The sequence below is a fragment of the Embleya scabrispora genome, from assembly GCF_002024165.1.
Taxonomy (GTDB): Bacteria; Actinomycetota; Actinomycetes; order Streptomycetales; family Streptomycetaceae; genus Embleya; species Embleya scabrispora_A.
Genome location: NZ_MWQN01000001.1, coordinates 4,257,501 through 4,279,355 on the forward strand (window position 1 = coordinate 4,257,501; position 21,855 = coordinate 4,279,355).

General features: G+C 71.3%; 14 protein-coding genes and 2 rRNA genes (1 of these 16 cut by a window edge). 9 read left to right on the forward strand and 7 right to left on the reverse strand.

Going from position 1 to position 21,855, the window contains the following annotated elements:
- A 23S ribosomal RNA gene (locus B4N89_RS18825) occupies positions 1-1,796 on the forward strand; it begins 1,332 nt to the left of the window's first position.
- A gap of 126 nt (positions 1,797-1,922) precedes the next feature.
- Positions 1,923-2,039 (forward strand): 5S ribosomal RNA (gene rrf, locus B4N89_RS18830).
- Positions 2,040-3,307: 1,268 nt separating this feature from the next.
- Here rrf and B4N89_RS18835 read toward each other — a convergent pair.
- Genes B4N89_RS18835 through B4N89_RS18855 form a run of 5 tightly spaced genes read right to left on the reverse strand, consistent with a single transcriptional unit; the run spans position 3,308 to position 9,211 of the window.
- Positions 3,308-4,603 carry a DUF58 domain-containing protein gene (locus tag B4N89_RS18835; protein WP_078977000.1) on the reverse strand — a complete coding sequence of 432 codons (1,296 nt, stop codon included), beginning with the start codon at positions 4,601-4,603 and terminating at the stop codon, positions 3,308-3,310.
- A 6-nt stretch (positions 4,604-4,609) separates the two neighbouring features.
- Entirely contained in the window at positions 4,610-5,578 is a 969-nt protein-coding gene (locus B4N89_RS18840; RefSeq protein ID WP_078977002.1) for an AAA family ATPase, read from the reverse strand.
- Positions 5,575-6,825, reverse strand: a complete 1,251-nt coding sequence (locus tag B4N89_RS18845) for a DUF4350 domain-containing protein (protein WP_107504169.1) — start codon at positions 6,823-6,825, stop codon at positions 5,575-5,577. The genes B4N89_RS18840 and B4N89_RS18845 overlap by 4 nt, the downstream gene beginning before the upstream one ends.
- Positions 6,822-7,487, reverse strand: coding sequence for a DUF4129 domain-containing protein (locus B4N89_RS18850; protein WP_078977003.1), 666 nt, complete (start codon positions 7,485-7,487; stop codon positions 6,822-6,824). The genes B4N89_RS18845 and B4N89_RS18850 overlap by 4 nt, the downstream gene beginning before the upstream one ends.
- Positions 7,484-9,211: a hypothetical protein gene (locus B4N89_RS18855; protein ID WP_078977005.1), complete on the reverse strand. Its 1,728-nt coding sequence runs from the start codon at positions 9,209-9,211 to the stop codon at positions 7,484-7,486. Before B4N89_RS18855 ends, B4N89_RS18850 begins: the two co-directional genes overlap by 4 nt.
- Positions 9,212-9,573: 362 nt before the next feature.
- Here B4N89_RS18855 and mtrA point away from each other — a divergent pair, with 362 nt between their 5' ends.
- The 6 genes from mtrA to B4N89_RS18885 all read left to right on the forward strand — a co-directional run bounded on the left by mtrA (position 9,574) and on the right by B4N89_RS18885 (position 16,323).
- The gene (gene mtrA / locus B4N89_RS18860; RefSeq protein ID WP_026219725.1) at positions 9,574-10,251 is read left to right on the forward strand and encodes an MtrAB system response regulator MtrA; all 678 of its coding nucleotides are present in this window, start codon (positions 9,574-9,576) and stop codon (positions 10,249-10,251) included.
- Positions 10,252-10,267: 16 nt separating this feature from the next.
- Positions 10,268-12,052, forward strand: coding sequence for an MtrAB system histidine kinase MtrB (gene mtrB, locus B4N89_RS18865; RefSeq protein ID WP_414646379.1), 1,785 nt, complete (start codon positions 10,268-10,270; stop codon positions 12,050-12,052).
- Entirely contained in the window at positions 12,049-13,824 is a 1,776-nt protein-coding gene (locus B4N89_RS18870) for an LpqB family beta-propeller domain-containing protein (RefSeq protein ID WP_078977009.1), read from the forward strand. Before mtrB ends, B4N89_RS18870 begins: the two co-directional genes overlap by 4 nt.
- Positions 13,825-14,459: 635 nt before the next feature.
- Positions 14,460-14,825: a phosphoribosyltransferase family protein gene (locus B4N89_RS51500; RefSeq protein WP_235618951.1), complete on the forward strand. Its 366-nt coding sequence runs from the start codon at positions 14,460-14,462 to the stop codon at positions 14,823-14,825.
- Complete coding sequence (gene hpf, locus B4N89_RS18880; protein WP_078977011.1) at positions 14,713-15,393, forward strand: ribosome hibernation-promoting factor, HPF/YfiA family; 681 nt, start codon at positions 14,713-14,715, stop codon at positions 15,391-15,393. Before B4N89_RS51500 ends, hpf begins: the two co-directional genes overlap by 113 nt.
- Positions 15,394-15,612: 219 nt before the next feature.
- Positions 15,613-16,323: a response regulator gene (locus B4N89_RS18885; RefSeq protein WP_078979456.1), complete on the forward strand. Its 711-nt coding sequence runs from the start codon at positions 15,613-15,615 to the stop codon at positions 16,321-16,323.
- Between the two features lie 78 nt (positions 16,324-16,401).
- Here B4N89_RS18885 and B4N89_RS18890 read toward each other — a convergent pair whose 3' ends face one another.
- Together B4N89_RS18890 and B4N89_RS18895 are read right to left on the reverse strand one after the other, a co-directional pair.
- A complete protein-coding gene (locus B4N89_RS18890; RefSeq protein WP_078977013.1) occupies positions 16,402-17,610 on the reverse strand; it encodes a winged helix-turn-helix domain-containing protein in 1,209 nt (402 codons plus the stop codon).
- 28 nt (positions 17,611-17,638) lie between these two features.
- The gene (locus B4N89_RS18895) at positions 17,639-18,169 is read right to left on the reverse strand and encodes a GNAT family N-acetyltransferase (RefSeq protein WP_143658018.1); all 531 of its coding nucleotides are present in this window, start codon (positions 18,167-18,169) and stop codon (positions 17,639-17,641) included.
- Positions 18,170-18,308: 139 nt separating this feature from the next.
- Here B4N89_RS18895 and secA point away from each other — a divergent pair, with 139 nt between their 5' ends.
- Complete coding sequence (gene secA / locus B4N89_RS18900; protein ID WP_078977016.1) at positions 18,309-21,077, forward strand: preprotein translocase subunit SecA; 2,769 nt, start codon at positions 18,309-18,311, stop codon at positions 21,075-21,077.
- Positions 21,078-21,855 lie beyond the last annotated feature (778 nt).

The window sequence follows — 21,855 nt, forward strand, 5'->3', positions numbered from 1 at the left end:
CAGCGAGTGAAGTCGCGGTGGAAACCAGTGGTGGACGCTGCACGAGTGAGAATGCAGGCATGAGTAGCGAATCACACGTGGGAAACGTGTGCGCCGGATGACCAAGGGTTCCTGGGGCAGGCTAATCCGCCCAGGGTAAGTCGGGACCTAAGGCGAGGCCGACAGGCGTAGTCGATGGACAACGGGTTGATATTCCCGTACCCGCTACGATGCGCCAGCGCCGAACCTCGTGATGTTAAGGCCGTGAAGCCGCCGGGATCCTTCGGGTGATCGGATGGGTGGAGCCGCCGAACCAATCGGGTAGTAGGTGAGCGATGGGGTGACGCAGGAAGGTAGTCCAGCCCGGGCGGTGGTAGTCCCGGGGTAAGGGTGTAGGGCGTCGTGTAGGCAAATCCGCACGACATACAGCCTGAGACCTGATGCCGACCCGATTGTGGGGAAGTGGATGATCCTATGCTGCCGAGAAAAGCCTCTAGCGAGTGTCGTGGCGGCCCGTACCCCAAACCGACTCAGGTGGTCAGGTAGAGAATACCAAGGCGTTCGGGTGAACTGTGGTTAAGGAACTCGGCAAAATGCCCCCGTAACTTCGGGAGAAGGGGGGCCATTGTTGGTGATCCCTCTTGCAGGGTGAGCTGGTGGTGGCCGCAGAGACCAGCGAGAAGCGACTGTTTACTAAAAACACAGGTCCGTGCGAAGTCGTAAGACGATGTATACGGACTGACGCCTGCCCGGTGCTGGAACGTTAAGGGGACCGGTTAGCTCTTCGGGGCGAGGCTGAGAACTTAAGCGCCAGTAAACGGCGGTGGTAACTATAACCATCCTAAGGTAGCGAAATTCCTTGTCGGGTAAGTTCCGACCTGCACGAATGGCGTAACGACTTCTCGACTGTCTCAACCACAGGCCCGGTGAAATTGCACTACGAGTAAAGATGCTCGTTTCGCGCAGCAGGACGGAAAGACCCCGGGACCTTTACTATAGTTTGATATTGGTGTTCGGTTCGGCTTGTGTAGGATAGGTGGGAGACTGTGAAGGGGACACGCCAGTGTTCTTGGAGTCGTCGTTGAAATACCACTCTGGTCGTGCTGGATGTCTAACCTGGGTCCGTGATCCGGATCAGGGACAGTGTCTGATGGGTAGTTTAACTGGGGCGGTTGCCTCCCAAAGGGTAACGGAGGCGCCCAAAGGTTCCCTCATCCTGGTTGGCAATCAGGTGTCGAGTGTAAGTGCACAAGGGAGCTTGACTGTGAGACCGACGGGTCGAGCAGGTGCGAAAGCAGGGACTAGTGATCCGGCGGTGGCTTGTGGAAGCGCCGTCGCTCAACGGATAAAAGGTACCCCGGGGATAACAGGCTGATCTTCCCCAAGAGTCCATATCGACGGGATGGTTTGGCACCTCGATGTCGGCTCGTCGCATCCTGGGGCTGGAGTAGGTCCCAAGGGTTGGGCTGTTCGCCCATTAAAGCGGTACGCGAGCTGGGTTTAGAACGTCGTGAGACAGTTCGGTCCCTATCCGCTGTGCGCGTAGGAGTCTTGAGAAGGGCTGTCCCTAGTACGAGAGGACCGGGACGGACGAACCTCTGGTGTGCCAGTTGTTCTGCCAAGGGCATGGCTGGTTGGCTACGTTCGGGAGGGATAACCGCTGAAAGCATCTAAGCGGGAAGCTTGCTTCGAGATGAGGACTCCCACCAGCTTCGGTTGGGTAAGGCCCCCGAGAGACGATCGGGTTGATAGGCCGGGTGTGGAAGCCCTGTGAGGGGTGGAGCTGACCGGTACTAATAGGCCGAGGACTTGTCCTCAGTTGCTACGCGTCCACTGTGTGGTTCCCGAACCGCAATCGGTTTCGGGGAACCTGTTTGATAATTGAATCACCGCATGTGATTTCTGGTTCACCGAACGGCCCATGGTTGTGGGTTCGATGGTTTTCCGGTGGTCTTGGCGGAGAGGAAACGCCCGGTCTCATTCCGAACCCGGAAGCTAAGCTCTCCAGCGCCGATGGTACTGCACTCGAAGGGGTGTGGGAGAGTAGGACGCCGCCGGAATCTACGTGTGAAAGGCCCGCCCCCTTTTCGGGGGCGGGCCTTTTGCGTTTTCCGGGCCCGGTTTCCCTTTTCCGGTGGGGGATGTGGGTGTGGGAGCCGGGTGTGGTGGGGGCCGGGCGGCTGGTGCGGGGCTGGTCCGGGTCGTGGAGTGGGCCGCCGCCGGTGGTGTGGGGCTGTGGGGTGGGCCGTTCGTCGTGGCGGGTGCCCGGGTCGGGGGGAAGAGCGGCCGGGGGCGGGTGGCGGGGAGGGGGTCGGGTTGGGTTCCGCCGGACTGGCGTTCCCGGGTGGGTGGGGTTTGGTTCGGCGTGCGTTGCGTCTGGGGTTGCGGGTGGCCGGTGCGGGGTTTGTCCGGTGACAGAGGTCGGCCGCCGCCGGCGTTCGAGGCTCCGAGACGAGGGGTCCTCGATGGAACGCGCGCCTTGCTCACCGAAAACCGGCTGGCAGCGGGGGCGGGGAGGGCGGCCGGGTCGAGTCCTCCGGGGAACCTTCCCGAGTGGGCCGCGTGTTTACGGCCGGCGGCGGCATGTGGGTGACGAAGGATCACGAACCCGGATCGCGATCGGCGGTTGCGGCCTTCGAGCTTCGGTGACCTTCGGTTTTGTGGCGTCGGGGCGGAAGGTCGAGCGTCGAGTGCCGGGGTTTCGTGCGCTGAGACCTCATTGAGGCCGTCGAGGAGACCGAAAGTGCCCGGTGAGGGCCCGAACCGGATCCCGAGACACCCCAAAACCCTCCCCCTTCGCACTGACCTGCGGTTTTCCCTCACACCCAGGCCACGACACCCCACGCCGTCCGGTTTCGAACCCCACCCCCCTGCAAACGCACGCCAAACGAACCCGACCCACTCGAGAACGCCAGTCCGGCGGAACCCAACCCGGCCCTCCTCTCTGCCGCCCGCCCCCGGCCGCTTTTAACCCCCGACCCGGGCACCCGCCCCGACGAACGGCCCACCCCATAGCCGCCGGCGGTCAACCACGCGTGCCGGACCAAGCCCGCACCAGCCGGCTCGCAACCCAAGGGCAACAGCACGCCGGAAACGCCCCACCCCGTGCCTGGGAGCGCATGAGGGCGGGGCCGTGGGGGCTGAGTGGTCGTGGCGTTGGCGTGCGGGGACGTCGAGCGGCGTGGTGGGCGTGTGATGCTCGGGGCGGGCCATGACTTGCCGGCTGCCGGGGCGCGGCGGTGCCCGGCCGAGTTGGGTGTGCGCAGCCGGGTTGGTGGCGCCGTCTGGGTGGCGGAGACGGATCCGGCCCCGGATCCGGTCCCGGCTTTTACAACCGGCCCGCCAGCTTCAGTGCCAGGTACATGTCCGTGACCGCCGACGCCAGTTCGCCCGGTGGTGCGTCCACCACTGTGACGTTTCGGCGGCGGAGGTCGGCTGCCGTGGTGCGGCGTTCGGCCAATTCCTTTTCCGCGGCGGCGGCTTCGTAGACGGCGGTTGCGTCGCCTCGGTGGGCTGCCATGTGGGTGATCGCCGGGTCGGCGACCGCGGCTACGATCACCTCGTGTCGGGCGGCCAGTTGCGGGAGTACCGGCAGGATGCCCTCTTGGACGGCCTCGCGTTCCAGGCCGGTCATCAGCACGATCAGTGAGCGGCGCGGGGAGCGGCGGAGGATTTCCGCGACCAGGCCGCGGGCGTCGGGTTCGACCAACTCCGGTTCCAGCGTGGCCATCGCCTGGACGAAGGCGGGGAGTATCCCGTTTCGGGGCGCGCGGCGGACCTCGGCGCGGACCCGGCGGTCGTAGGCGAGCAGGTCGACCCGGTCGCCCGCGTGGTTCGCCACCGCCGTCAGCAGCAGGGTCGCGTCCATCGCGGCGTCCAGGCGCGGGATGTCGCCGATTCGGCCCGCGGAGGTGCGGCCGGTGTCCAGGACGACCAGGATGTGCCGGTCGCGTTCGGGGCGCCATGTGCGCACCACGACGCCCTGGTTGCGGGCGGAGGCGCGCCAGTCGATCGACTTCGCGTCGTCGCCGGGCACGTACTCGCGGAGCGTGTCGAATTCGGTGCCGGCGCCCCGGGTGAGCAGGGCCGAGCGGCCGTCGAGTTCGCGCAGGCGTTCCAGCTTGGAGGGGAGCAGGCGGCGGCTGGGGAAGCCGGGCAGGACGCGCAGGCGCCACGGCACCAGGTGCGAGCCCTGGCGGGCGGCCAGGCCGAGGGGGCCGACGGAGCGCAGGGTGACCCGGTGGGCGTGCCGGTCGCCGCGGCGGGTCGGGGTCATCGTGGTGGTGACGCGGCGGCGTTCGCCGGCGGGTACGGCCAGGTCGTGGCGCTGCGTGGTGGTGCCGGTGCTCGGCGGCCAGGCGTCGCGCAGTCGGCCGCGCAGTGCCCGGGTGCCGGGGTTGGTCACGGTCAGCGTCACCTCGGCGGATTCGCCGAGGCGGACCGCGGTGTCGCCGGCGCGGGTGAAGGTCAGGTCGCGGACGCCGGCGGCGAGCAGCAGGTCGGTGAGTACGCCGAGCAGAAGCAGGCCCTCGACCACGGCCAGGCCGAGCAGCGAGGGCAGCAGCAGGCCGACCACCAAGGCGCCGATTGCCGCGGCCAGTACGGCGCGTCCGGTCAGGGCCATGGGCGGTTAACGCGGGACCGGGGTGTGGGCCAGTACGGAGTCGATGACCACGTCGGGGGTCACGCCCTCCATCTCGGCCTCGGCGCGCAGCCGTACGCGGTGCCGCAGTGCCGGGCGGGCCAGCGCCTTGACGTCGTCGGGGGTCACGTAGTCCCGGCCGGCGAGCCAGGCCCACGCGCGGGCGGCGGCGAGCAGCGCGGTGGCGCCGCGCGGGGAGACGCCCATGGCCAGCGACGGGGAGGTGCGGGTGGCCCGGCAGACGTCGACGACGTAGGCCAGCACGTCCGGCTCGACGCGCAGCTCGGCGACCGCCCGGCGGCCCGCGGCCAGATCGTCGGCGCCCGCCACCGGTCGTACCCCCGCGGCGGCGAGGTCGCGCGGGTCGAAGCCCTCCGCGTGTCGGCGCAACACGGTGATCTCGTCGCCGCGTTCCGGCATCGGCAGGGTGAGCTTGAGCAAAAACCGGTCCAGCTGGGCTTCGGGCAGCGGATAGGTGCCCTCGTACTCGATCGGGTTCTGCGTCGCGGCGACCAGGAACGGGTCGGGCAGCGGGCGCGTGGTGCCGTCGACCGAGACCTGCCGCTCCTCCATCGCCTCCAGGAGCGCGGCCTGGGTCTTGGGCGGGGTGCGGTTGATCTCGTCGGCGAGCAGCAGATTGGTGAACACCGGGCCCTCGCGGAACGAGAACGCGGCGGTGCGCGCGTCGTAGACCATCGAGCCGGTGACGTCGCCCGGCATCAGGTCCGGGGTGAACTGCACGCGGGTGGTGGTCAGTTCGAGGCTGCGGGCGAGGGCGCGCACCATCAGGGTCTTGGCCGTGCCGGGCACGCCCTCCAGGAGCACGTGGCCTCGGCACAGCAGGGCGATCACCAGGCCGGTGACGGCGGCGTCCTGGCCGACCACGGCCTTGCCGATCTCGCCGCGCAGGGCTTCGAGGGCGTCGCGCGCCCCGCGGGTCTGCTCGGGTGCGCTCACGTCGTGCGTACCTGCCTTATCAGCGCGTCGAGGTCGGCGGACAGGGTGACGAGGGCCTCGTCGCTCTCCGGGATCGCACCGTACAACAGGGCGTGCACGTGTGCGGACGTGTGGTCGGTGCGGGCGGTGATCGCGGCGGTGAGCGCGGCCTCGCCGGTGTCGCCGCCGAGCAGGCGCGCGAGGTGTTCGCGGGCGGCGGCGCGGAGCAGTTCGGCGGCGGTGTCCCGGGCCCGGCCGCGGCGGTACAGCCGGGCGCGGCCCTCGACGGTCTCGGCGGCGCGGACCACGACCGGCAGCGGTTCGGTCACGACCGGGCCGAGCCGGCGGGCCCGCCACAGCGCGAGCAGGACGGCGGCGACGGCCAGTTGGGCCGCGCCCCAGCGCCAGCCGGCGGGGAGCAGGTCCCACAACGAGTCGTCGGCGGGTGGGAGTTCGCCGCTGCCGGGCAGGTACCAGACCAGGTGCGGGTGGGCGCCGAGCAGGTTCAGGGCCAGCGCGGCGTTGCCGTGCGCGTCCAGGCGGTCGTTGGTGAGCATGGTGCCGGAGCCGAGTACGACCGTGTCCCTACCGGGGCCGGCCGGGGCGAGCACCAGGGTGGGCAGCCCCGCGTACGGGTAGCAGCCGGTGGCGGCGGGGAACGGGCCGAGGTCGAAGCGTCCGCCGCCGACGTCGGCGCTGCCCGCGCGTTGCGCCGCCGGGAGCCGGCAGTCCGGGTCCAGCTCGCGGCCGGAGGTGTCGCGGGCGGTGCGTACGCCGGGGGCCAGCGCGGTGAGCGCGGCCTGGTCGGGGCGGATCAGCACGGTGCGGGCCGGCGCGGCGGCGGCGAGGCGGGCCAGGTGCGCGTCGGTGATCAGGTCGGGGTAGGCCACCACGAGCGTGGTGTCGGGGCGGATCGCGCGCTCCGCCTCGTCGGCCGAGCGGACCAACTCCACTTCGACGCCTCGGGCACGCAGCAGTTGGGCCACCGCCTTGCTGCCGGCCTTGCCGGTCGAGCGCGGGTCGAGGCGGCCCTCGTGGCGGTCGCCCTGGACCAGTACAAGGGCGGAGACGACGACCACCACGAGGGCGACCAGGGCCAGCGGGACGCGCAGGCGGCGCCAGGTCTGCTCGGCGGTGCGGCCGAGGGGTGTGGGAGCGGGCAGGGCGGGGCCGGATGCGGCCGTGCCGGAGATGCCCGAGCTGTCCGGCGCGGGGGAGTCCGGTGCCGCGGGACCCGGTGCGCCGGGGCCCGCCGTGTCGGCGCTCATCCGGGGATCCGTTCGGCGGCGCGCGGGCGGGCGGCGGCGCAGCGGGTGTCGAGGTCGCGCAGCCGGTCGTCCAGGGCCCGGTCGGCGGTCCGGCCGCCGTAGTGCACGTCGTCGAAGATGGCGGCCGCGGCGCGCAGGTCCGCGGCGACCTCGGGCAGCGCCCGGCCGCCCTCGACGGCGGCCTCGTCGGCGGTGCGGCCCGGGCGTACGTCCAGCACGGCGCGTTCCTCCAGGTCCCGCACGATCGCGCGGAAACGTTCCCGGACCGCCTCGTCCCAGCGGCCGGCCGCGGCGTGTGCGTCGGCCGCCGCGCGGTGTCGGGCGGCGGGCATCGGGCCGTGCTCGCCGTACAGCGGCAACTCGGCGCGCCGGGCCGTGCGCAGGGGCCCCAGCCGCAGCCGCAGCAGGACGAGCGCGCCGATCAGCACGAGCACGATCACCGCGAGGCCGGTGAAGCCGCCGGGGGTGTTGTCGCCCGCCCGGGAGACCAGGTCGCCGAGGCGGTCGAAGAGCCAGTCCAGGATCCGGCGGACCGGGTTGGGGTCGTCGCGGTGGTACTCGACCCGGGACAGCTCGTCCCGGGCGGCATCCCGCGCGTCGTCGCGCGGGATGTCCACCGGTGCCCAGTCCCGGGGCAGGAGCGGGAGCGCGAGTCGGGTCACGCGGGCGTGGGTCCCGCGGCCGACCCGGTGCCGGTCTCCTCGTCCAGGACGCCGGCCGCGCGGGCGAGTTCGAGGTCGAGTGCCTCGCGGCGGATGCGCTGGTCGATGTAGAGCAGCGCGGTCGCGCCGGCGGCGAAGGGGTACAGCAGCGCGGAGGCGATCACCGCGCCGATGCCGGTGATCAGCAGGTCGACGAACGTGGGGTCGGGGATGTCGGACGTCTTGGAGGCGGTGATCGCGGTGAAGCCGTCGGAGACGAGCAGGAACGGCATCTGGATGATGCCGCCGACGATCGCCATGATCAGCCAGATCAGCAGCAGGATGCCGCACACGCGCCACCACGAGCCGGTGACGAGCTTGCGCGAGCGCTCCAGGGCCTTGCGGACCGTCTGCTTCTCCAGCATCAGGACGGGGCCGGCGAGGGTCAGGCAGACGTACAGGTAGATCGCCGCGACCACGCCGCCGATCAGGCCGGGGAGCAGCAGCAGCGCGCCGAGCCCGTCGGCGCCGACGGCGAGCAGGACCAGACCCGGCAGGATCGCCACGAGCAGTGTGCCGACGGGGACCAGCCAGGTCGCGAAGGTGACCCCGAGCAGGCGCGGCAGCAGCGGGCGGACCGCCTTCCAGGCCTGGGCCGCCGACATGGACTTGGCGATCACCGCGCGGCTGACCACGACGGTGAGCATCCCGGTGGCGGCGATCTGGCCGAGGGTGGAGACCACGATCGGCACGATCAGTACGGCGGAGGTGTCGCGCAGGTAGCGCCACAACTCCTCCCCGGTGGGGTCGTCGGAGAGGTCGCCGGGGGAGAACTCGCGGTTGAGCAGCCAGGTGGCCGGCACCTCGAGGCACTGGGTGAGCAGGGCGATCACGACGGCGATGCCGATCATGACCTTCCAGTGCGTACGCATCGCGGCGAACGCGCCGTCGAGGATCTCGCCGACGCTCAGCGGGCGCAGTGGGATCACGCCGGGCTTGGCGGCCTGGACGTAGGGGCCGTTCCAGCCGGGGGGCGCGCCCCAGAGGGGCTGGGTGCCGCCCCAGCGCGGGTCGGATGCGGCGCCGGGGTGATCGGCGCCCTGGTGCGGGGGTCCCCAGCCGGCGGCCGGGCCCTGGTGGGGCGGCCCCCAACCGGCGGCGGGGGGCTGGACCGGCGCCCAGCCCGGTGCGGGGGCCTGCGGCGCGGGCCGGTGGGACTCCGGGCCGGCGGGCTTGTCGAGCGAGGTCGGCTTGTCCGGGGCGCCCGGTCCGTCCGAGGGCGCGGCCTCGCCCGAGGTGGTCGGCTCGGAAGCGGCCGGTGCGCCCGGGGTGGCGCGATCGTCTGTGGCTCCCGATCGGTCCGACGTGGTGGGGCCGTCCGTCGTGCCCGGTCCGTCCGAGGGTGTGGCCTCGTGCGAGGCCGTCGGCTCGGAGGTGGTCGGTGCGCCCGGGGAGGTTGCCCCGAGGGAGGTCGGCTCGCCTGCGGAGGTCTGCTCCGGGCCGGCCGTCCCGTCCGAGGCCGTCGCTCCGTCCGCGCCCGCCGCGTCGCCTGAGCGTGACTCCGCAACTGTGGCCGCCGGGTCGGCCGGGGACGAGGGTGGCGCGGTTGATTCCGGCTCGGAGGCCGGGGGCGCCGCGCGCTCGGGCTCGGGCGCGGATCGGTCGGGTGACGTGGCGTCGTCCGCCGGGCGTGCTGCGTCCGGCCCCGGGGCGTCCGGGGTGGGCCGGCCGGGCGAGTCCGTCATGTCGATTGCGCTCCTCGTCCTGATGGGTGGTGACTCATCGTGGCATGCCCGTGCGGCCCCTTGGTGAACGGGCGGCCGGCGGATCCGAACGACGGGCCGGGCGGGCCGGCCGGGTGGACAACGACGGGCGCCCGGCCGCACGTTCCGGATGGCGTCCGGCGCCGGCCGCGAGGGTCGTGTCGATGGCCCGAAACGTCCGTTGCGTGCCCGGTCGGGACGGCGTACCTTCCGGCATTCGGGGTGACTCCGCACTCCATGGGCATGCCAATCGTCAGAGAAAAGTACGTTTTGTTCCCCGAGGACGCGGCCGGAATCGGTCGGATGAGTGCAGGTCACAATCCGGTAATGCGACGATGAGCCACATGAAGGGACGCGTCCTCATCGTTGACGACGACACCGCACTGTCCGAGATGCTCGGCATCGTGCTGCGTGGCGAAGGGTTCGAGCCGTCGTTCGTGGCGGACGGCGACAAGGCACTCCAGGCATTCCGGGACGTCAAACCGGACCTGGTGCTGCTCGACCTGATGCTGCCCGGCCGCGACGGCATCGACGTCTGCCGCCAGATCCGTGCCGAGTCCGGCGTGCCGATCGTGATGCTCACCGCCAAGAGCGACACGGTCGACGTCGTGGTCGGCCTGGAGTCCGGAGCAGACGACTATGTGATCAAACCGTTCAAGCCCAAGGAGCTTGTCGCTCGTGTGCGGGCCCGCCTGCGCAGAGCCGAGGAACCCACCCCGGAGCAACTGGTGATCGGCGATCTGGTGATCGACGTGGCCGGCCATGCCGTGAAGCGGGACGGGCAGAACATCGCGCTGACCCCGCTGGAGTTCGACCTCCTTGTCGCACTCGCCCGCAAGCCCTGGCAGGTGTTCACCCGCGAGGTACTGCTCGAACAGGTCTGGGGATACCGACACGCGGCCGACACCCGCCTGGTGAACGTCCATGTCCAGCGGCTGCGCTCGAAGATCGAGCGTGACCCCGAGCGTCCGGAGACGGTGGTCACGGTGCGCGGGGTCGGCTACAAGGCGGGACCGGCCTGACCTTGAGATCGTCCCGGTGAGCACCGCACAGCGGTCGCCCTCCCCGTCGGCCTGGTCCCTCGCCCTGCGTCGTGTGCGCGGCGGCGTGGGCCGTGTCATGGCGCTGTGGAACAGGTCGATCCAGTTCCGCGTCGTGGCCACCACCCTCGTGCTGTCCGTCGCCGTCACGGTGCTGCTCGGGGTGGTGGTGGTCGGCCAGGTCCGCAACGGCCTGCTCGACGCGAAGGTGGCCTCCGCCCGGTCCCAGGCCCAGGGCGGCTTCGCCGATGCCCGTACGCAGGCCGACGAGATCGCCACCAGCCCCGGCCGGCACGTCCAGGTGCCCACCGGCATGCCCGCCGGCACACCGGCAACCGGCAACCGGGTGAACACCGGCGACTGGCTCAACGCGCTGGTCAAGCAGCTCTCCAGTGGCGGCCAGGGGGTGTACGACGTGGCCGCGACCAGTCAGGACACGGTGGACAGCCCACCCGGGTCCGGCCGCAGCCCCCGCGCGTCCGGCGACGTGGTCCCCGACGCCAGCGTGCCGGCCGAACTGCGCCGCGAGGTCGGCCTCAAACACGGGGTGGCGCTGCTCCAGTACACCCAGATCGTGCGCGAGGGCCAGCACGGCGAGGGCCCGGCGGAGACCACCCGCGAGGCGGGCCTGGTGGTCGGCGCCCAGTTGGAGGACCCCGACGGCGGGTCGTACCAGCTGTACTACTTCTTCTCCTTCGGTCCCGAGGAGAAGACCCTGGGCCTGGTGCGCAGCACGCTGGCCACCGCCGGGGTCTTCCTCGTGCTGCTCCTGGTGGCGATCGCGGCGCTGGTGACCCGGTGGGTGGTCACCCCGGTGCGGATGGCGGCCCGGATCGCCGAGCGGTTGGCGGCGGGCCGACTGGAGGAGCGGATGCGGGTGGTCGGCGCGGACGACCTGGCCCGGCTGGGCTCGTCGTTCAACAAGATGGCGTCCAACCTGCAGAACCAGATCAGACAGCTGGAGGAGTTGTCCCGGGTGCAGCGCCGGTTCGTCTCCGACGTCTCGCACGAACTGCGCACCCCGCTGACCACCGTGCGGATGGCCGCCGACGTGCTGCACGAGGCGCGCGAGGACTTCGACCCGGCCACCCGGCGCTCGGCCGAACTGCTGCAGAACCAGCTGGACCGGTTCGAGGCCCTGCTGTCGGACCTGTTGGAGATCAGCCGGTTCGACGCGGGCGCGGCGGTGCTCGACGCCGAGCCGGTGGACCTGCGCGACCTGGTGCGGCGGGTGGTCGAGGGCGCCGAACCGCTGGCCGAGCGGCGCGGCAGCCGGCTCGTGGTGCGCGTGCCGGACAAGCCGTGCGTGGCCGAGGTCGATCCCCGGCGGATCGACCGGGTGCTGCGCAACCTGGTGGTCAACGCGATCGAGCACGGCGAGGGGCACGACGTGGTGGTCACCGTCGCCGCCGGCGAGGACTCGGTCGCGGTGGCCGTGCGCGACTACGGCGTGGGCCTCAAGCCCGGCGAGTCCTCGCTGGTGTTCGCCCGGTTCTGGCGGGCGGATCCGGCCAGGGCGCGGACCACCGGCGGTACCGGCCTGGGCCTGTCCATCGCGCTCGAGGACGCGCATCTGCACGGCGGCTGGCTCCAGGCCTGGGGCGAGCCGGGCGGCGGCTCGCAGTTCCGGCTGAGCCTGCCCAAGACCGCGGGCGGCGAGCTGGTGCGGTCCCCGCTGCCGTTGGAGCCCGAGGACTCGCGGGCCAATCGGGGCCTGGGTCCGGCGGGCTCGCCGTATCGGCGCGGCGTACGTACGGCCGGTTCCGCGGGAGGCAGTCGATGAGGCGGATCACCCCGTTCCTGGCCCTGCTGTGCGTGCTGTGCGCGCTCGGCGGCTGTGCGTCGATGCCGCACAGCGGCAGCGTGCGCGAGGCGGCCAAGGGCGGCACCAAGGACCAGGGCCCGGAGCAGCAGGTACGGGTGTTCGCCGTGCCGCCCAAGCCCGGCGAGCAGCCGTACGGCATGGTGGCCGGCTTCCTGGAGGCGGTCACCAGCGACGAACCCGACTACACCACCGCGCGCGCCTATCTGACCCCGGAGGCCCGGGCCAAGTGGGTGCCCACGCGCGAGATCGTGGTGCTCAACACGATCGCGAAGATCGAACTCGTGGCCGGCGCCGACGAGCGGACCTATCGGGCGGAGGTCTCCGGCACCCGGGTCGGCACCGTCGACAGCCGCAACGCCTACCAGCCCGAACAGCAGGTGGGCGCGCCCTACCTGGCGACGTTTCAACTGCACCTGGGTACCGACAACCAGTGGCGGATCGCCGACCTGCCCGACGGGTTGATCCTGTCCAACGCCGAGTTCCACCGGATCTACCGGTCGGTCAACACCTACTGGTTCGCCACGTCGATGCCGCTGGGCCAGGACGTCCTGGTGCCCGATCCGGTCTATCTGCGCAGCCGGGTGGGGCTGACCTCGGCGCTGGTGCGGCAACTGATGAACGGCCCCACCGACTGGCTGCGGCCGGTGGTGGAGACCGCCTTCCCGGCCGGCACCGAGCCCGCCGACCGGGTGGTGTCGATCGAGGACAACCGCACCGCCCGGGTCCAGCTCAACCGGCAGGCCAGACTCGCGCAGGGCAAGGGCTGCGAGCGCATGGCCGCGCAACTGCTGTTCACGCTGCGCCAGGTCTCGGGGGTGGACTCGGTCTCGATCACCGGCGGCGGCACGCCGATGTGCCTGCTCTCCGACGACGACGCGGCGCACTACGACCCCGCGCGGGCGGCCAAGACGCCCGGGCCCACGGGCTACTTCATCGCCAAGGGCGGCATGGTCAACGTGGTGCCCGGTGCGAACGGCAACCCGCCGGCGCTGCCGGGGCCCTTCGGCGACGGCACCTACAAGGTGGACCAGATCGCCGTCTCGCGGGACCAGTTCCGGCGCCGGATCGCGGGCATCGACACCGGCGGGCGCAAGTTGTGGGTCGGCGACGTGGACGGTCACGGCGAGGCCCAGGAGTGGCTGAACACCGCGCCCGGGTCGCTGTCGAGCCCGACCTGGGACGGCCGCGGCGTGTTGTGGGCGCTGGATCGCACCAGGAACGCCGAGCAGGTGCTGGCACTGTACGAGGACGAGCGGCGCCAGATCACCAAGGTCGCGGTCGACGTGGAAGGCATCCCCGCGGCCCGGATCACCGACCTGCGGTTGTCCTCGGACGGCGTGCGTGCGGCGCTGGTCCTGAACACCGGGCAGGTGCTGGTCGGCCGGGTCGAGCGGCGCGTGAGCAACGGGGTCGCGGCCATCACCATCGCCGCGCCGCGCTCGGTGCTCCCCTCGCTGGTCGAGGTCAAGGCGATCTCGTGGAACGGTGCGGACCGGCTGGTGGTGCTCGGCAAGGAGGGCCAGGGCGCGCTGCAGCCGCAGATCGTGGACATCGACGGCGGCATCTCGATCTCGGTCGCCTCGGTCAACGGCATGCTGCACATCGCCGCGCCGGACGGCGCCGACCAGCCGCTGCTGGCCGACTCCGGCGAGCAGAACATCTACCAGCTGTCCCAGGGCAACAACTGGACCAAGGTGCACAGCGGCACGTACCCGGTCTACCCGGGGTAGCGCCCGCGTCCGCAGCCCGTGCGCGCCCGGAGCCCGTCCGCCACGGCGCGCCATGACCGGATCGGGTGGTTGCGCGTGCGGCCGGGCCGTTTCGGGGCGCGGCGTGCGAGCTTGGGGATATGGAACGGCGTCGGGTGTTCGCGACATGGGCCGACCTGGTGTTGCCCGTGTGCTGCGCGGGCTGCGCCGCGCCGGGCGCGCAGTTGTGCGCCGCCTGTCGGGCGGTGTTCGTCCCGGCGGCGCGGCCGGCCGATCCGGTGCCCGCGCCCGAGGGGCTGCCGCCCGTACACGCGGTCACCGCCTACCAGGGGCCGGTGCGCTCGGTGCTCGCCGCCTACAAGGAGCACGGCGCGCGCCGCCTGGCCCGCCCCCTGGGGGATGCGCTGGCCCGGGCGGTGGCGGCCGGCCTCGCCGACCCGGCCGGGCCGTGCCTGCTGGTCCCGGTGCCGTCGACCCGCGCCGCGGTGCGTCGGCGCGGTCGGGACGCCACCCGGGAACTGGCGCTGCGCGCGGCCGCCCGGTTGCGCGCGGCCGGAGTCCCCGCGCGGGTGCTCCCGGCACTCCGGCATACCCGTCGGATCCGGGATCAGGCGGGCCTTTCGGCACATGAACGGAGGATGAACGTCCGCCGATCAATGATCGTTTCGGGCAGGTTGGCGCCCTTGTTTACGGGCATTAGTGTGGTGATCGTCGTCGATGATGTTTGCACCACCGGCGCAACTCTCGCGGAGGCGACCCGTGCGGTCCGAGCCGTGGGAGGGCGAGTCGAGGCGGCGGCCGTGGTGGCCGCGACCGCCCGGCGGCGCGGGACGGAGCAGGGCCGTCGGCGACCTGGTCGGTCGGATGGGTGCCCACCCCTCCGGCATGGCGCAATGGATGGAGTTCTGCGTGGACATTGTCGTCAAGGGCCGCAAGACCGAGGTACCCGAGCGTTTTCGCAAGCACTGTGTCGAGAAGCTGGACAAGATCCGCAAGCTCGACGACAAGGTGATCAGCGTTGACGTCGAGGTGACCAAGGAGCGGAACCCGCGGCTGGCGGAGCGCTCGGACCGGGTGGAGATCACGCTGAACACGCGTGGCCCCGTCATCCGGGGCGAAGCCGCCGCGTCCGACCCCTACGCCGCACTCGACCTGGCGTGCGCGAGACTCGAGGCACAGTTGCGCAAGGCCGCCGACCGGCGGCGCGTGCACCATGGTCACCGCTCCCCCGTCTCGGTGGGCGCGGCCACTGCGGAGATCAATCACGCCGATCGGCTCAATGGGGCCGTGGTGGCGTCCGCGGAAGACATCGAGGCTGTGAAGAACGGCGAACTGAGGCCCCAGCCGCACATGGCGGGCCCGATCGAGGTGGATGGCGAAGGCCCCCTCGTGGTTCGCGAGAAGGTACACGCCGGGCGTCCGATGGCGCTCGACCAGGCGCTGTACGAGATGGAGTTGGTAGGCCACGACTTCTATCTGTTCATCGATTCGAGCACCAAGTGGCCGAGTGTGGTGTACCGCCGGCACGGCTACGACTACGGTGTGATCCACCTCAAGCCCGAGGACCGCGAGGACGGCGGACCGCAGTAGTCGCGGTCGGGCCGTCGTCGCGCGCCCTCTGGTCGTGATTCGACGCCGAAACCCTTCGGGGTTTCGGCGTCGGTTGCGTCTTCGACCCTGGCGTTGCCTGGCGAATGTTCCGCTTCGCAAGTACGTTCCGTACATAACGCCCATCAGGGCCTGGTGTCGTGGCGATCACGTGGGATCATGTCCTGGACACGGATCGTGCCGACCCAGGGGGGAAACACGGTGGGTGAACAGTCTGTTCCGACCCGCGTGGAGCACGGCTCAGCGGGCGAACCGATTCGCGTGCTGGTGGTCGACGACCACGATCTGTTTCGCCGGGGTCTGGACATCGTGCTCGCGCCGGAGCCGGACATCACGGTGGTCGGCGAGGCCGGGGACGGCGCCGAGGCGCTGGAGGCCGCGCAGGACCTGCTGCCCGACATCGTCCTGATGGACGTGCGCATGCCCAGACGCGGCGGCATCGAGGCGTGCACCGCGATCAAGGAGGTCGCGCCCAGCACCCAGATCATCATGTTGACGATGAGCGAGGAAGAGGCCGACCTCTACGACGCGATCAAGGCCGGCGCGACCGGATACCTGCTCAAGGAGATCTCGCACGGCGAGGTGGCCTCGGCGATCCGCGCGGTGGCCGACGGGCAGTCGCAGATCAGCCCGTCGATGGCGGTCAAGCTGCTGACCGAGTTCAAGTCGATGAGCCGGCGCGACGACGAGCGCCGCCTGGTGCCGGCGCCGCGGCTGACCGACCGCGAGATCGAGGTGCTGCGCCTGGTGGCCACCGGGCGCAACAACCGCGACATCGCCAAGCAGTTGTTCATCAGCGAGAACACCGTGAAGAACCACGTGCGCAACATCCTCGAGAAATTGCAGCTGCATTCGCGCATGGAGGCCGTGGTCTACGCGATGCGGGAGAAGATCCTGGAGATCGGCGACTGAATCGGGGCGCCTCCGGTGCCCCGACCCGGGCCCTCCCGGGTGGGCCGGACGCGCGCACGCCCGGCCGACCCGCGGGCGTCAGCCCGCGAGCAGCGCGGTCAGCCGCGCCCGGGTGCTCTCGTGGTCCAGCGCCTCGATCCGCACGTCGTCGCACCCCACCCATCCGGCGGCCGCGCGCAGCGCGTCGGCCGCGCCGGCCAGCACCCGCTCGCCGACCGCGGCGCCGGCCTCGAAGGACATGCGCCGCGCCACCAGGGTGCGTCCCTCCCGGGCCGGGTCCACCCGACCGACCAGTCGCCCGCCCACCAGGATCGGCATCACGAAGTAGCCGTGCACCCGCTTGGCGGCCGGCACATACGCCTCCAGGCGGTGTTCGAAGCCGCCGAACACCCGGGCGGTGCGCGGGCGATCCCACACCAGTGAGTCGAACGGCGACAAGAGGGTGGCGCGATGACGCCCACGCGGCGGCGCGGCGAGCGCGTCGGGGTCGGCCCACACGCCCTCGCGCGCGGCGCGTGCGCCCCAGCCCGCGACCGCGACCGGGACCAGGCCGCTGCCGGGCAGGGCGGCGTCGACCTGCGCCCGGGTCAGCCGGTACTGGTCCATCAGGTCGGCCCGGGTGGCCACCCCGAGCTGGCGGCCCGCCAGGCGCACGAGGCGGCGCAGGCACTCCGCGTCGTCGGGCTCCTCGGCCAGCAGGGTCGCCGGGACCACACGTTCCGGCAGGTCGTACACCCGCTTCCAGCCGTCGCGGCGCACGCAGACCACGTCGCCGAAGGCCAGCGCGCGCTCGACGGCGATCTTGGTCTCGCTCCAGTCCCACCACTCGCCCTTGTTCTTGGCGCCGCCGAGCGCGGTCGCGGTGAGCGGGCCCTCGGTGCGCAGGCGTCCCAGGACGGTGTCGAACGACTCCTTCGACACCTGGTGGCCCCACAGGTGACCGCGGCCCCGATAGTGCCGGCGGCGGAAGGCGAAGTCCGGCCAGGTCGACATCGGCAGCACACAGGCCGCGTGCGACCAGTACTCGAACGCGGTCTCGCCGGACCAGTAGGCGCTCTCGACGGTGGAGCGGCCGACCGGGCCGAGCCGCGAGTAGGGCACCAGCTCGTGCGAGCGGGCCAGCGTGGAGATGGTGTCGAGTTGTACCGCGCCCAGCGAGTGCAGCACGCCGAGCACGCCCGCCCGGCGATCGGGGGCACCCAGCAGGCCCTGCGCGGCCAGCACGATGCGGCGGGCCTCGTCGGCGGTCAGCTCGGCGTCCGGCGTGAAGGTCGGCTGTGAGGTCATGGCCGCCACCTTAGAACGTGTGTTCGCATCAGGTGTCCGTGGCGAGCCGAGCGTGCAGATGTACGTCGGTGAACTCCTCGCCGAAGCCGGTGAGGCAGCCCCGCAGTACTCCTTCGAGTGCATATCCCGACGCGTTCGCGACCGCGCACGAGGCGGTGTTGGCCACCGCGTGGCGCAGTTCGAGGCGATGCAGATCCAGCGCGCCGAACGCCCAGCGGGTGAGCGCGCCGACCCCGTGCCGGGCCACTCCCCGGCCGCGCGAGGACTTCAGGGTCCAGTAGCCGACCTCGGCCGAGCGCCACTGCGGCGACACCTTCCACAGCGCCACATGGCCGTGGACCTCGCCGCTCACCGCGTCCATCACCGCGAAGGAGGGCCCGTCGCCGCTCGCCCAGCGCTGCTCGCGCGCGGCCAGCCACGCGTGTGGATCCTCGTCCTCGGGCACCGGCGGGCGGCGCGCGATCGACGCGTCGGCGAGCGCGCCGGCGATCACCTCGACGTCGTGTTCGTTCCAGGGCCGGAGCTGAAAGCGCCCCGCCGCGATCTCCACAGGTTCCATGCCGGTCACTGTGCCGGCTCGCGAGGCTCGATCCGGGCTTGCCTCCTCGCATACGATGGCCGTATCGGCGGGACGGGCCCCGCCGTGCCGTCACGTCCGAAAGGCGGGCGGGCGCCGTCGGGCAAGGAGCTCATCCAGCGTGTCTATCTTCGACAAGGTCCTGCGCGCCGGCGAGGGCAAAATCCTGCGCAAGCTCAACCGCATCGCAGATCAGATCGAGTCGATCGAAGACGACTTCAAGGACCTCTCCGACGCCGAGCTGCGTGCGCTGACGGACGAGTACAAGCAGCGCTACGCCGACGGGGAGACCCTCGACGACCTGCTTCCGGAAGCCTTCGCCACGGTGCGCGAGGCCGCGCGCCGCACGCTCGGTCAGCGGCACTACAAGGTGCAGCTGATGGGCGGTGCCGCGCTGCACCTGGGCAACATCGCCGAGATGCGCACCGGCGAGGGCAAGACCCTCGTCTCCACCCTGCCCGCCTACCTCAACGCCATCGCGGGCGAGGGTGTGCACGTGGTCACGGTCAACGACTACCTCGCCGAGCGCGACTCGGAGTGGATGGGTCGCGTGCACCGCTTCCTCGGTCTGACCGTGGGCTGCATCCTGGCCAACATGCCGCCGCACGAGCGGCGCAAGGCGTACGGCTACGACATCACGTACGGCACCAACAACGAGTTCGGCTTCGACTACCTGCGCGACAACATGGCGTGGTCGGCCGACGAGCTGGTGCAGCGCGGCCACTTCTTCGCCGTGGTCGACGAGGTCGACTCGATCCTCGTCGACGAGGCCCGCACCCCGCTGATCATCTCCGGCCCGGCCGACCAGGCCACGAAGTGGTACGCCGACTTCGCGACCATGGTCAAGCGGCTCAAGCGCGGCGAGGCCGCGAACCCGCTCAAGGGCATCGAGGAGACCGGCGACTACGACGTCGACGAGAAGAAGCGCACCGTCGCCATCCACGAGTCCGGCGTCGGCCGGGTCGAGGACTACCTGGGCATCGACAACCTCTACGAGGCGGTCAACACCCCGCTGGTCGGCTACCTGAACAACGCCATCAAGGCGAAGGAGCTGTACAAGCGGGACAAGGAGTACGTCGTCGTGGACGGCGAGGTGCTGATCGTCGACGAGCACACCGGCCGCATCCTCGCCGGTCGCCGCTACAACGAGGGCATGCACCAGGCGATCGAGGCCAAGGAGGGGGTGGACATCAAGGACGAGAACCAGACCCTGGCCACCGTCACCCTCCAGAACTTCTTCCGCCTGTACAAGAAGCTCGGCGGCATGACCGGTACCGCGATGACCGAGGCCGCCGAGTTCCACCAGATCTACAAGCTCGGCGTGGTGCCCATCCCCACCCACCGTTCGGTGCAGCGCGTGGACCAGTCCGACCTCGTGTACAAGACCGAGGAGGCCAAGTTCAACGCGGTGGTCGAGGACATCACGCAAAAGCACGAGAAGGGCCAGCCGGTCCTGGTCGGCACGACCAGCGTGGAGAAGTCCGAGTACCTGTCCGCCCAGTTGCGCAAGCGCGGCGTGCCGCACGAGGTGCTGAACGCCAAGCACCACGAGCGCGAGGCGCAGATCGTCGCGCAGGCCGGCCGCAAGGGCGCGGTCACGGTGGCCACGAACATGGCCGGCCGAGGCACCGACATCATGCTCGGCGGCAACCCGGACCACCTCGCCGCGGCCGAACTCGCGCAGCGCGGGCTGACCCCGGGCGAGACGCCGGAGGAGTACGAGGCGGCCTGGCCGGAGGCGCTGGAGAAGGCCAAGAAGGCGGTCAAGGCGGAGCACGAGGAGGTCTCCGACCTCGGCGGGCTGTACGTGCTCGGCACCGAGCGGCACGAGTCCCGCCGGATCGACAACCAGCTGCGCGGTCGTTCCGGGCGGCAGGGCGACCCGGGCGAGTCGCGGTTCTACCTGTCGCTGGGCGACGACCTGATGCGCCTGTTCAAGGCCAACATCGTCGAGCGGGTGCTGACCCTGGCCAACGTGCCCGAGGACCAGCCGATCGAGTCGAAGATGGTCTCGAACGCGATCAAGTCCGCGCAGACCCAGGTCGAGCAGCAGAACTTCGAGATCCGCAAGAACGTGCTCAAGTACGACGAGGTGCTGAACCGGCAGCGCGAGGTGATCTACGGCGAGCGCCGCCGGGTGCTGGCGGGGGAGAACCTGCAGGAGCAGATCGGGCACTTCATCGACGACACCGTCGAGGCGTACGTGCACGGTGCGACCGAGGGCTTCGCGGAGGAGTGGGACCTCGAGAAGTTGTGGGCCAACCTCAAGCGGCTGTACCCGGTCAGCATCACGATCGAGGAGGTCGAGGAGGAGTTCGGCGACCGCTCGGAGCTGGACACCGAGCAGCTGGTCGAACTGCTTCGGGCCGACGCCCAGGCCGCCTACGCGCTGCGTGAGGAGAAGCTGGGCGAGGAGGTCATGCGCGAGCTGGAGCGGCGGGTCATCCTGTCGGTGCTGGACCGCCGGTGGCGCGAGCACCTGTACGAGATGGACTACCTCCAGGAGGGCATCGGCCTGCGGGCGATGGCGCAGCGCGACCCGCTGGTGGAGTACCAGCGCGAGGGCTTCGACATGTTCAACGCCATGATGGAGGGCATCAAGGAGGAGTCGGTCGGCTACCTCTTCAACGTCGAGGTCGAGATCGAGCAGGTGCCGGAGGCGCCGAGCATCTCGATCGACAAGGCCGCGCCGCTGCCGGAGATCCACGCGAAGGGGCTGGACGCGCCCCAGCGGCCGGCGCACCTGCAGTACAGCGCGCCCACGATCGACGGCGAGGGTGGTGTGGTCACCTCCGAGGAGAACTTCGACGAGGACGCGGACGAGGTCGAGGAGGGCGCGACGCGGGCCGAGCGGCGGCGGGCGCAGCGGGCGAAGCGGAAGAAGAAGTAGGCGGGGTCCTCATGCGGGTCCTCATGCGCCGGACGGGCTGAGCGGACGTTGGTGGGCGGTGGTCGTGGCTGGTGGCGTGGGTCGGTTTGGGCCGGCCTGCGGCCCGCCGGTCCTCATGCGCCGGACGGGCTGAGAGGGCGCCGTTGGCGGCGGTTGTGGATGGCGGCCTCGGTCGGGCTTTGGCGGCCTGCGGCCTGCTGTCCTCAAGCGCCGGACGGGCTGGAGTTTGGTGGCGTAGGACTTTGAGGGCCCACCCCTCGTGCCCTACGCCCCGCGCCTAGCGCTTCGCGTCCTGCGCCTCGTGCCTCGTGCCCTGCGCCTCGCGCCCCGCGCCTCGCGCCTTCCGCCTCGTGCCATGCGCCCCGCGCCTCGCGCCTTCCGCCTCGTGCCATGCGCCCCGCGCCTCGCGCCTTCCGCCTCGTGCCATGCGCCCCGCGCCTCGCGCCTTCCGCCTCGTGCCATGCGCCCCGCGCCTCGCGCCTTCCGCCTCGTGCCATGCGCCCCGCGCCTCGCGCCCTGCGCCTCGCGCCTCGTGCCTCGCGCCCTGCGCCTCGCGCCTCGTGCCTCGCGCCCTGCGCCTCGCGCCTCGTGCCTCACGCCCTGCGCCTCGCGCCTCGTGCCCCGCGCCTCGTGCCCCGCGCCTCGTGCCCTGCGCCCCGCGTCCCGCGCCCCGCGCCTCGTGCCCTGCGCCCCGCGCCTCACGCCCCGTGCCCCGCGCCTCGTGCCCTGCGCCCTGCGCCTCGTGCCCTGCGCCCCGCGCCTCACGCCCCGTGCCCCG